The following is a 12,344-nucleotide window of genomic DNA, read 5'->3' on the forward strand; positions in this document are numbered from 1 at the left end:
CAGTGCCAATCGGGCGCTGACAATCCTGTCTTGGAAAAGAAAAATGCGAAGTACAGCTATGGTTGTCGCGCTATGTAGCGTGATGTCTTTAGGGGTGGCAGCTGAGGAAAAGCACCACGAAGATCCAACAAGAATAGTAACGAAAGCAGGGATTGCTTATACCGATTCAGTGCGAATTTCGGGTTCGATTGGCCTAGATGAAGCGCGAATGATCAATGGGCGAACTGATCTTGAAGGAGAAGAGTGGCGAATCGGTGGCTCTTGGCTCTTGCCGATGGGAATACTCAACTTCAACTTTAGTCGATCTGATTATGACGACGGTGCATATAAGAACAACTACAGCATTGGTACGTTTGTTCCTTTAACTCACTTTGGCTTTGAACCTGCAGGTTGGCAGATTTTTCCAATGGCGGGGTACTCATACAACGATGGTGAGTTTTTAATGGACCAAAATCACGATGATGCAGGGTTAGAGAGCGATTATGTACTAATGCCGGCTAGTAGCCACGGTGGATATTTGGGTGGTTTTGCTGTTAAACCGTTGACTGAAAAGTGGAGCCTGATGGCCTTTGGTGGTGGCTCCATCGGTTCGGATGACTACTCTGGTCATTGGTATGGCGCAGGTGTTAGCCACAAGCTAACTGATAAACAGTCTTTCAATATCTTTGGGTATGTTTCAGACGATAGCTTTGGTGATAACTCAAAAATTGGTGGCTCCTATACCTACGAGTTTTAAGCGCCTTAATGATGAGCAAAGACAGACTTTAAAGGCTTGGCTAAAACCAAGCCTTTTTTTTGCAAAGGCGAGAACTGGTTAACCCTATAGTACTATGAAGGTTGAAGACAGAAATAACCCCAACTTCCGATTCCTAAGCCTGATAAAAACATAGAAAAATTGCAGCTTTTACTGGCTGAATACTCAGTTCGTAACTATAAATCTATTAATAGCAGCATTACTTTTGGATGAGGACTAGGGAATGAAATTCAGCCATAAGATTGTGGCCGCTTCGTCTGTGTTACTTTTGGCGACTGTCACCCTCCTAACACTTCAGCAATATCACACTGTAAAAAGCGAGATAAAAACGCAGGTAACGTCTAGTGTCACCGAGATTGTTGATGGAGTACGAAATACGACTGCCGCGGAAATTAATGGGCGTAAAGCTATTGCAGAGTACGCAACTAGTATGCTTGAAGTGGACTTATCTCCAGAGTCTATTACTCAAGTCATTACTCGACCAATCGTGAAAGATACCTTTTTGCTAGCTGGTTTGGGTTTTGAAAAAGATGGTTCGAATATCAACAATGACCCTTCATGGAACCCAGGGCCAACGTGGGACCCAAGGGTTCGACCTTGGTATGTGGATGCGAAGCAATCAGGCAAACTCGTGATTACCGCCCCTTATGCCGACTCGGCTACCGGTGAAATATTAGTATCCATTGCGACGCCAGTTCGAGATAAAGGCAAATTTATAGGCGCGATATTTTATGATGTGAGCTTGGCGGCGCTCGCCGAAGTGGTCAACAAAGTGCAACTCTTCAATGCAGGTTATGTGTTTATCGTCGCTGGAGACGGCACAACCATTGCACACCCAACGACAGAGTTTAACGGTAAACCGATGTCGGAGTTCTTAGGCAGCGCGCCGATTCAAGATGAGCCGCAACAAGCCATGATCGATGACAAAGCTTATACGCTGGCCTTTTCTAAAGTCCCAGGCGAAGATTGGTATATCGGCGTCGTACTTGATGAAGCGGTCGCGTATCAGTCACTTGCCGACCTGAGAAACAGCTCGGTGATTTATACCGTAATCGCGCTAGTGATCAGTATTGTGATTCTGCTGGTCTTGATCAAAACACTCATGCGACCCCTTGATACCTTAGGTGAAGCAATTCAAGATGTCGCAACGGGTCAAGGTGATCTCACTATCCGTCTCGATACCAACACGGACAAAGAGTTTTCGACACTGGCTTCGGGTTTTAATGAGTTCACGGGCAAGTTGCAGCAGTTAATTACTCAATCGAAAGCAATTGGTGAAGAGATTCTGCGTGGCTCTGAGATGACCTCTATGGGCTTACAAGAGTCGGCATCAGCGATGCAAGATCAACTTCATGAGCTAGAGCAGTTGGCGACGGCGATGCATGAAATGGCCACGACTTCAGGCGATGTTGCGAATAATGCACAAGGTGCCGCCGCCGCCGCACAAGAAGCGGATGATGCAACCAGTACGGGTACTGAAGTAGTGAGTGAGACGACAGCGGCCATCGATAACTTATCGCAGAAAATTGATGAGGCAGTAGAGGAAGTCAAAGTGCTTGAATCGGCGACCGACAATATTGAGACAATCTTGAAAGTTATCAATGATATTGCCGACCAAACAAACCTACTGGCGCTGAATGCCGCGATTGAGGCTGCGCGTGCAGGGGAGTCAGGACGTGGGTTTGCCGTGGTGGCAGATGAAGTGCGCACACTGGCACAACGTACCCAAGAATCAACTACGGAAATTCGCAATATGATTGAGCAGCTTCAAGCAGGAGCTAGCTCAGTGTCGAATGCTATGAACACCAGCAAAACAACTGCAATCAGCGCGGTGGAACGGGCTCAAGAGGCGAATGTTGCACTCGAGCGAATTCGCGATGCTATCCAACGAATTAGTGATATGAACATTCAGATTGCGTCGGCGGCGGAAGAACAAAGTTTGGTTGCGGAAGAGATCAATAACAACACAGTAAAAATTAAAGACCTATCTACTCAAGTCTCCGACGCGGCACAAAACGCTAATATAGCGATGCAAGCGCAGACAGAGAATATACGAGAGCAAGATGCGATTTTGAACAAGTTTACTGTTTAGTCAGATGATTTGGGCTTTATTGAATGAGTAACTAGAGATAGACAAAATTTGATGGAAGTAAAATTAAGGCCTAGTCGATAAACGACTAGGCCTTAGCTTGTGACAAGCTTTAAATTAAGGTGTTCAGACGATTAAGCAAGTAGCTCTTTCGCTGTGTTTACTACGTTTTCTGTAGTGAAACCGAACATCTTGAATAGCTCACCTGCAGGTGCAGATTCGCCGAAAGTTGTCATACCGATGATCTTGCCATCGAAGCCAACGTACTTGTACCAGAAGTCAGCGATACCAGCTTCTACCGCGATACGAGCTGTTACGTCTGAAGGTAGAACTTCTTCACGGTAAGTTGCGTCTTGCTTGTCGAATGCGTCAGTTGCAGGCATAGATACTACGCGTACTTTCTTACCTTCTGCAGTTAGTTGTGCTGCTGCTTCAACTGCTAGTTCAACTTCAGAACCTGTAGCGATAAGGATTAGTTCTGGCTTACCTTCACAATCTTTCAGGATGTAACCACCGCGTGCGATGTTTGCAACTTGCTCTTCGCTACGCTCTTGCTGTGCAAGGTTTTGACGAGAGAAGATTAGAGACGTTGGGCCGTCTTTACGTTCGATTGCCAGTTTCCAAGCGACTGCTGACTCAACTTGGTCACATGGACGCCATGTGCTCATGTTTGGCGTCAGACGTAGAGAAGCCATTTGCTCAACTGGTTGGTGAGTTGGGCCATCTTCGCCAAGGCCGATAGAGTCGTGCGTGTAAACTTGGATGTTCTGAACTTTCATCAGAGCAGCCATACGCATTGCGTTACGAGCGTATTCCATGAACATTAGGAACGTTGCGCCGTATGGTACGAAGCCACCGTGCAGAGCGATACCGTTCATGATCGCAGTCATACCGAATTCACGTACACCGTAGTGGATGTAGTTACCCGCTGGATCTTCAGCAGAAACAGACTTAGAACCAGACCACATAGTTAGGTTAGAAGGTGCAAGGTCAGCAGAGCCACCTAGGAATTCTGGTAGCATAGCGCCAAACGCTTCTAGTGCGTTTTGAGACGCTTTACGTGATGCGATGTTTGCAGGATTTGCTTGAAGGTCAGCAATGATTTGGTTTGCTTTCTCTTCCCACTGTGCAGGAAGTTCACCGTTTACGCGGCGTTTGAATTCAGTTGCCAACTCAGGGTGTGCTGCTTCATAAGCTGCAAGTTTCTCGTTCCACGCTGCTTCCTTAGCTGCGCCTGCTTCTTTCGCATCCCACTCTGCGTAGACTTCCGACGGAATTTCAAAAGGACCGTGCTCCCAACCTAGTTGTTTACGTGTCGCTACAATTTCTTCAGCGCCTAGTGGTGCACCGTGACAGTCGTGTGAACCAGATTTGTTTGGTGAACCAAAACCGATGATTGTCTTAGTACAAATTAGAGTAGGGCGTGGGTCAGCTTTCGCTGCAACGATAGCTGCGTTGATAGCTTCTGCATCGTGACCGTCTACTGCTGGGATTACGTGCCAGCCGTAAGCTTCAAAACGCTTAGGCGTATCGTCAGAGAACCAACCTTCAACTTCACCGTCGATAGAGATGCCGTTGTCATCCCAGAACGCGATTAGCTTACCAAGACCTAGCGTACCTGCTAGAGAACATGCTTCGTGAGAGATACCTTCCATCAGGCAGCCATCACCCATGAATGCATAAGTGAAGTGGTCAACGATGTCGTAGCCTTCTTTGTTGAATTGCGCTGCTAGAGTTTTCTCAGCAAGCGCCATACCTACAGCGTTAGTGATACCTTGGCCTAGTGGGCCAGTTGTTGTTTCGATACCTGGTGCGTAACCGTACTCTGGGTGACCTGGAGTCTTAGAGTGTAGTTGACGGAAGTTCTTAAGATCATCAATAGAAAGCTCGTAGCCTGCTAGGTGAAGCAGAGAGTAAATCAGCATTGAGCCGTGGCCGTTTGAAAGGACGAAACGGTCGCGGTCTGCCCACTCTGGGTTTGATGGGTTGTGGTTTAGGTGATCACGCCAAAGAACTTCAGCGATGTCAGCCATGCCCATAGGTGCGCCTGGGTGGCCAGAGTTTGCTTGTTGTACGCCGTCCATGCTTAGAGCACGAATTGCATTAGCTAGATTTTTACGATCCATAATGAATACCGATTTCAAATTTAAATATTGGATTGGAAATTGAAAGGGGAACGCAAACGTTCCCCTTTTTTAATTCTGTGTGATTACAGCTTAGCTGCGATCATGTCTTCTAGTTTGCCTTGGTCAACGGCGAAGTTACGGATACCTTCTGCCACTTTCTCAACGGCCATTGCGTCTAGGTTATGCTCCCATAGGAACTCAGCGTGAGTCATAGGAGCAGGGCGCTCTTTAGAACCTTTAGAGTCAACCAGCTTCTCTACAACTTCGCCTTCAGCAGCTTCTAGTTCAGCTAGAAGAGCTGGAGCGATAGTTAGACGGTCACAACCAGCAAGTTCTAGGATCTCGCCGATGTTACGGAAGCTTGCGCCCATAACAACAGTGTTGTAGCCGTAATCTTTGTAGTAGTTGTAGATGTCAGTTACTGAGATTACACCTGGATCTTCTGACGCTTCAAAGTCACGACCTTCTTTCGCTTTGTACCAGTCCATGATACGACCAACGAATGGTGAGATTAGGAATACACCTGCTTCAGCACAAGCACGAGCCTGAGCGAATGAGAATAGAAGAGTAAGGTTACAGTTGATGCCTTCTTTTTCTAGGATTTCAGCAGCGCGGATACCTTCCCAAGTCGAAGCCAGTTTGATTAGGATGCGATCGTTCGTGATACCAGCATCGTTGTACATTTTTACTAGCTGACGTGCTTTTGCAACGCTGCCTTCAGTGTCGTAAGAAAGACGAGCGTCAACTTCAGTTGAAATACGACCTGGGATTGTTTTCAGGATTTCTTTACCGATGTTCACTGCAAGCATGTCGCAAGTGTCTTGAACCTGTTGAGCTTTGTCGCTGCTTTGCGCCTTAGCGTATTCGATTGAAGCATCAATCAGTGGTGCGTACTCTGCAATTTGAGCCGCTTTAAGAATTAGAGAAGGGTTAGTTGTTGCGTCTTCTGGTTGGTATTTTTTAATTGCTTCGATTTCACCAGTATCTGCTACCACAGTTGTCAGTTTGCGTAGCTGCTCTAATTTGTTGCTCATTTCGATCATCCTATTTCTTGGGCAAAGCCGAGTTTCGTTGAGTTCGGCTCATATATTTGCAAGCTGCGCGGCCAGTTGTTTTTGTTGGGGGTATTAAACAAATACGACTAGCTGCACTAATTAAATTCAGCAGTAGAACAATTGCTATGAACATTTGCTCGTCTGCTGAGTAAATGATGTATCCATATTTAACTCATCTAGATTTAAAGTCAATTACTACGGTAAGGGATTAGTGACTTTTGCCTTACTTTTTTTGATTTAACTTTCTTGCCTGCGCGAAATAAACGTTTGCCTTATGAAATAGGCGCTAGAGGCACGAAAAATACCCATTTTATAACCGTGAGAATTTGTCATTACAGTGAGCAAATGTTGCATTTAGGTAGGGGGTTAACATATGCTAGGTCAATGAGCAGATGATCTGCTGCAGGAAAATTATTAGAGGTACTTATGACTCAATCTACTCATGACCTTCCCGATGACAATACGGATCTGCTGACTGAGATTGCCGTCGCTTACTATCAAGATGGCGCAACTCAAGAAGAGATCTCAAAAAAGTTCTCTGTATCACGTGCAAAAATTGGCCGAATGCTAAAACAAGCACGGGATGAAGGCATTGTAGAGATCACCGTGAAATATCATCCTGTATTTAGTGCGAAGATCGAACAAAGGTTAATTGAACGCTTTGGTGTAAAGCGAGCACTGGTGGCGCTAGACCAACCTAATGAAGAGCAGCAACGCTTGCAAGTGGCGGGCTTGGTAGCCAAGTACATGTCTAATAGCTTACAAAACGGCATGGTTGTAACGGTAGGACAAGGGCGTAATGTCTCTGCGGTCGCCCACCACACTGGGGTCATCGCCCCAAGAGATTGTAAGTTTGTCTGTGGTATTGGTGGCATTCACCCTAGAGGCGGCATGTTTAACGCCGATCACATTTGTAGGCAGTTTGCCAAAGTATACGGGGGTAGCTCGGAAACTCTGTATGCGCCCGCTTACGCGGAAAACCGCGAACAGAAACTTGCCTTTATGCAAAATGGCACGGTTAAACAGACTCTCGATTTAGCACGCAAGGCTGATGTCGCGCTGGTGGGTATTGGCGACATGAGTGAGAATAGTTATATGGTGGATTTAGGCTGGTTTACTCCGGATGAAGTGGTGCAATCTCGCCTCCATCAAGGTGTTGTCGGCGATTTTGCGGGGTACGATTTCTTTGATATTCACGGTAACTCTGCAGAAACTGTCATGAGCGATCGCGTTATTGGTCTGGGTATAGAAGAATATCGCCCGATTTCAGAAGTGATTGCCATCGCTGCTGAAAACAGTAAGCCACTGGCTTTATTAGGCGCGCTACGAACTGGAGTAGTGGATGTGATTGCCACCAGTGTCAGTAACGCGCTGACGGTATTGAACCTAGACGAACAAATGAAATAATCTACTCAGTTGGTTTAATACAGCTCTTCAATCACCTCTTGTATAATGTTAATCAGCCATTTTGTATAAGAGGTGTCTTTAAATTTGTAGGCAACATGGCAGGCAATCGGTCTGTGGAAAATATCTTCCCAATGATTGATGTTTAGTAATGTTAGCTCTTCGAACATTTCTGATTGAGCGATTTCACATATGCCCATCACACTGTGCACTTTGCGCACGGTATCCATACAGATGTCGATTTTGTCTGACTTGAGTAAGATGTGCGGGTTGTAACCTCTTTCTTGGAAATAGCGGACCATGTGACTGCCTTTCTGATTGTGATCAGGCATGATGGCCAGAACGATTGGATACTGAGCAATATCCGCTACTGATACTTTGTCGAGTTTGGTCAAAGGGCTGTCTTTATGACAGCACAAACGAAATTCTGGTGTGTTGGTGGTTACCGCTACTACTTCTTTTGAAAGATCGACCGTGCTGTAATTAATGCCAAGGTCAATCACCCCTTGTTTAATTTTAGCCTCTGTTCGCATGGACCAGTTTTCTAGAGAGATCGTTGCGTGTGGGGCGAGTTCATGCAAACGCATAAACAGGTTGGTCATTAACGGGCGGCACAGGGTAGTGTTGATATTAATCTTAATATCACCCGTATAGGTAAGGGGTTCAAAGCCTTCCTTATGTCCATAAAGATCGTTTAACGATGTCATCAAGTTTGGTAGCTTCTTAAGTAAGCGCTGACACTTTTCCGTCGGTTCTAACCCATTCGTACTTCGGCTAAACAGTGGGTCGTCTAACTGTTCTCGCAAGCGTTTTAAGGCTTTGCTCACAGCAGACTGGCTTAGGTAGAGTCTGTCAGCGGCTCGTGTGGTGTTTAACTCTTCTCCAAGTACTTTAAGCAGTTTAATGCTATTGAAGTCGAGGCTGAGCATTTCATTATCATTCATTGATCATTCCTCGCTTACTTTTCATCGTAGATTGTTGGGTAGACATAATGAAAGTCAGGGTCAGTGTACATCTCTTTGATGTCATTCATGATCCGGCATAAGTTTTCTATGAGCCATTGAGAATACGGACGTTCGATGGTGCGGTGAGAAATATAGTAAGCGATGGGGCTGTGGGTCACTTCATCGAGATGATCAACATCAATGAGGGCAAGACGCTCTTCTTTCATTAGTGGTTTCACCACTTCGCAAACGGGCATTATTGCATCTGTCTTCTTGAGAATGTGACTGCAAATATCGAGTTTGTCGGTGCGCAGAACGACATTTGGTAGAAAGCCACGCCGTTTTAGATACATCTCAATGTAGTTTTGACCTTCGCTAAATCCCGGCATCGTTGCAAGGATTAACGGAGAATCGGCAATGTTCTCTACTGTAATAGGCAGTTTATCTAGAAGTGGGTGATCGTCTCGACAGCACAACTTAAATCGAGGGTAACAAATGATATGTTGAGCGAGCTCTTGCGAGATTTGAATAGGGTAAAAATTTACGCCAATGTCTACTTGGCCAAAAATCAACTGCTGTTCGGTATCGTATGACCAATCTTCCATTTGCAATGTTGCTTTAGGAGCGAGCTGGCTGAGCTCCTCTATCAGTATGCTGGTCAGTGGGTGACAAAGAGAAGAGTTAATGTGTATGCGAATATCGCCTTCATATTCTGCTGGATTAAAAGTGGTTTCATCTTTGAACAGTTCATCTATATCGGAGACAACTTGAGGGAGTTTAACCAGAAGTTGTTCGCATTTGGGTGTTGGCTCAAGCCCTTCAGGTGTTCGGGTGAACAGCGGATCTGAAAATTGTGTTCTTAGCTTATTCAAGGCTTTACTTACGGCTGGCTGCCCAATACCGAGTCTTTCACAAACTTGTTTGGTATTTCTTTCTTCACCGAGCACTTTAAGTATTTTTAGGCTATTGAAATCAAACCTAAACATATCTTCGTCTTTCATACCCCACCCTCCGTAGTGACCACTATTGGCTATGAATTTGAGGAATACTAAACATAACTAACTTTCATAATAGCCACAACAATTATTAATAACAATGTTGTAATTAGAGGTTGGCTCTGGATGTTTTGGGCTGAGTGATACTCTTAACTCATTGTATTTTCGGTTCTTGAAGTTTGTGATTGGAGGGAGTAGGTCATTAATTCATTGTGCAGATTTTATAAAATAAAATCTATGAATCTGAGGAATATTTAAAACAACTCCAATTCCTTTTTTATCTAATATCACTTTGGATATATTACTCCCCGTCAAGTGATGTGACACAAATTAAAAAGCAGCAGGGATGGACAACTTAATGAATTAAAAGAGAAATAAGCTATGTCTATACTAACTAAATCTCCAATCGCACTTGGTTTAACTTTAGCACTTTCGCTAGCTGCTTCACATGCTATTGCAGAAGAAGCGCCAATTCAAATAACGAAAGAAAACTTTGTTCAAGCTGAAATGGACGCACGCATTTTCCGTTTTCACCAAGCTGGCGGCATGAATACAGGTATTGTTTTCACTGAACCAACGCCAACAGAAGTGCAGCCCGTACCACGAATGAATCGCGACACGCTCTATGCAGGCGTACCAATTGATACCGCTGACGGTTTCAGTATCACGATACCAAAGCATTCTGAAGATCGTTATGTGTCTGTTTACTTACTCGATAACGACCACAAAACAATTGATATTGTCAAAGGGACAGGTACACATACTTTCGATGAACAAGCTGACACTCGCTACATTGTTGCTATTCCACGTATTCAGCTGTTTGATGCTAAAGATGATGCCGATGTGCAAATCGCACGTGACTTACTCAATGGTGTAGACATTCAGTCTGGCAGTGTTGAGCCTAAACCAATGGTGAATTGGGATTGGGAAGGCATGGTAGAGATGCGCGCAGGCTATGAAAAAGAGATGCGTGACACCATTACTCAATACCCGAATGATTGGCAAGGTAAGCGTGGTGAAGTCGACCGTTACGAAGGCCATAACATGGCAGTTGCAACGTCTTGGGGCCTATTCCCAAGTGAAGAGACCGTCTATATCGCACAAGCTCCTCATAAAGGAGTAGGTGAATGCTATACCGCGACATACGAAGTGCCAGAAAACAACGCGTTTTGGTCAATCACGGTATACAACGACTCTGGTTACATGTTTTCTGAAACCAACAACATTAATAGCGAAGTAGCAGAGATGAATGAAGATGGCACATTTACGATGCACTATGGCAATCCGGAGGTGTGTGGTGATGTAGGCAACCGCCTCGACACAACAGAAGGTTGGAACCTACTAATGCGTGTTTATGAGCCGGCTCAAAACATCATTGATGGCGAATATGTAATGCCAAAACTGTCACAAATGTAATCTATTCAAAGTAAATAAATAATATCAGCACAAGGACGTGCCCTTAACAAATAAAAAGGCACTTCTAATGAAAAGCAGTAAAACAATTTTATGTCTTGGTATCGCAACGGCATTGACCCTTTCAGCACACGCAATCGCAAACGATGCGGACGTTCAGGACATGTCTGACCCGCTTGCAGTCTACACACAAGCAGGTCTAGGCTACACAGACAAAGGCTTAAATCTAAAAATCGGTCAAACGTATGACACAGGCAGCGATACCACTATGGGTATGAATGTTGTCGAAGTGAAAGGTTTTGCTGGGGATGCAGTGGCTGGAATGGCCGTGGTGCTGACGACAGTATCGATTCTATCCGCTACCGCAATTTTAATGTTGATATGACTAATGGCCGTGGTGCTCAAGTTGATGTGAATCTCGGTTTTACTGACCGTGGAACACAGGGTACGGCGTCATACAGTTTCATTCAGGCATTGCCAAAAATGGGACCTATCAATCTGTACCCACTTGCAGGTATGGGCGTGGCATTTGGTGAATCACTCGATGGTTCTGGCGTGGGCGAAGCCCAGGCGCAAGATCGCTGGGACCTACATGGTACTTTCTATGTGGCTGGACTTTACGGAAAACTGGACATTACAGACAACATTTGGCTGAACTACAACCCAATGTACACAGGTACAATGTCAGGTTCAGATGCGTTTAAAAATCATGGTATGGATGGGGATGACAGTGTTTTCTTACATGAAGCTGCATTGAGTTACCAAATCAATCCACGCACAAATGTACGTTACTTCGCTAACTGGACTGAAAATACCAATTACGCGAACGGCGACCACAGAATTGAAGTGAACTATCAGTTCTAATTCAAACAATCTCAACCCTGAAAACATCCACGGAATTTAAGCACACGGATGTGTCTTTAAACAAACAAGTTAATACTTAAAGGCACATATAATGAAAAGCAGCAAATCTCTTTTAGCACTTGGCGTAGCAGCAGCACTTTCTCTTTCTGGCGCAGCGTTCGCAGCGGACTCAGACGTTCACGACGCAGACCCACGTAACACAGCATGGCGTGGTGGTATCGCAACCGACCATACCGGCGAAATCAAGCTGGTTGCTGGTGGCGGTTTTAATAACCTATACGGCAACAACGAATACACGACTCAAACCATTATGATTGGTGAGTACTTCACGCAATCAGAGAACTTCCGCTTCCGTTTGGCAAACTTTGACGAGCGTTTTGGTGGTGTTTATGCAGACGTTAACTTGTCTGACCCGTCAAACATGTACACAGCGGGCTACATGCTACCACTGACTGCAACTAACGGCGTAACCATGCTATTCCCATCGGTGAACTACTCGTACATCGATATTGATACGGGTTACCTAGACAGCATGGCACCTCAAAGCCACGACGCTTACTCGAACACACTAAACGGTTACTCAACAGGTTCTGGCCAGGCAGCAACGCTAGGCGCAATCTCATCAAAAGACGCATTGGGCGGTGACGATGCACACTTGGTATCGGTAAACCTATACGGTCTTCAGCCTTGGAACGACACC

General features: G+C 45.2%; 9 protein-coding genes and 1 pseudogene. 6 read left to right on the plus strand and 4 right to left on the minus strand.

The features are described 5' to 3' along the window. Positions 1–43: 43 nt before the first annotated feature. Positions 44–736 carry a hypothetical protein gene (locus UA76_RS09575; RefSeq protein ID WP_157617613.1) on the plus strand — a complete coding sequence of 231 codons (693 nt, stop codon included), beginning with the start codon at positions 44–46 and terminating at the stop codon, positions 734–736. A gap of 241 nt (positions 737–977) precedes the next feature. After that, entirely contained in the window at positions 978–2,846 is a 1,869-nt protein-coding gene (locus UA76_RS09580) for a methyl-accepting chemotaxis protein (RefSeq protein WP_047045361.1), read from the plus strand. 131 nt (positions 2,847–2,977) lie between these two features. On the opposite strand, the gene tkt is transcribed toward UA76_RS09580, so the two are convergent. Then, positions 2,978–4,969: a transketolase gene (gene tkt, locus UA76_RS09585; RefSeq protein ID WP_047045363.1), complete on the minus strand. Its 1,992-nt coding sequence runs from the start codon at positions 4,967–4,969 to the stop codon at positions 2,978–2,980. 83 nt (positions 4,970–5,052) lie between these two features. Then, complete coding sequence (gene tal, locus UA76_RS09590; RefSeq protein WP_047045365.1) at positions 5,053–6,003, minus strand: transaldolase; 951 nt, start codon at positions 6,001–6,003, stop codon at positions 5,053–5,055. Positions 6,004–6,450: 447 nt separating this feature from the next. Between tal and UA76_RS09595 the strand changes: the two genes are divergently transcribed. Next, a complete protein-coding gene (locus UA76_RS09595) occupies positions 6,451–7,431 on the plus strand; it encodes a sugar-binding transcriptional regulator (protein WP_047045368.1) in 981 nt (326 codons plus the stop codon). Positions 7,432–7,445: 14 nt separating this feature from the next. Here the strand turns inward: UA76_RS09595 and UA76_RS09600 are convergent, their stop codons facing one another. Together UA76_RS09600 and UA76_RS09605 are read right to left on the minus strand one after the other, a co-directional pair. Beyond that, positions 7,446–8,372 carry a LysR family transcriptional regulator gene (locus UA76_RS09600; protein WP_047045372.1) on the minus strand — a complete coding sequence of 309 codons (927 nt, stop codon included), beginning with the start codon at positions 8,370–8,372 and terminating at the stop codon, positions 7,446–7,448. A 14-nt stretch (positions 8,373–8,386) separates the two neighbouring features. After that, on the minus strand, positions 8,387–9,373 hold the full coding sequence (locus UA76_RS09605; RefSeq protein WP_047045375.1) for a LysR family transcriptional regulator: 987 nt from the start codon (positions 9,371–9,373) through the stop codon (positions 8,387–8,389). 375 nt (positions 9,374–9,748) lie between these two features. Here UA76_RS09605 and UA76_RS09610 point away from each other — a divergent pair, with 375 nt between their 5' ends. The 3 genes and pseudogenes from UA76_RS09610 to UA76_RS09620 all read left to right on the plus strand — a co-directional run. After that, positions 9,749–10,783: a DUF1214 domain-containing protein gene (locus UA76_RS09610; RefSeq protein ID WP_052772000.1), complete on the plus strand. Its 1,035-nt coding sequence runs from the start codon at positions 9,749–9,751 to the stop codon at positions 10,781–10,783. A 67-nt stretch (positions 10,784–10,850) separates the two neighbouring features. Continuing rightward, positions 10,851–11,644, plus strand: a pseudogene (locus UA76_RS09615) (hypothetical protein). A gap of 91 nt (positions 11,645–11,735) precedes the next feature. After that, on the plus strand, positions 11,736–12,344 hold a 609-nt coding region (locus tag UA76_RS09620; RefSeq protein ID WP_047045377.1), incomplete at its 3' end, for a hypothetical protein.

The organism is Vibrio mexicanus, assembly GCF_001012815.1.
Classification (GTDB): Bacteria; Pseudomonadota; Gammaproteobacteria; order Enterobacterales; family Vibrionaceae; genus Vibrio; species Vibrio mexicanus.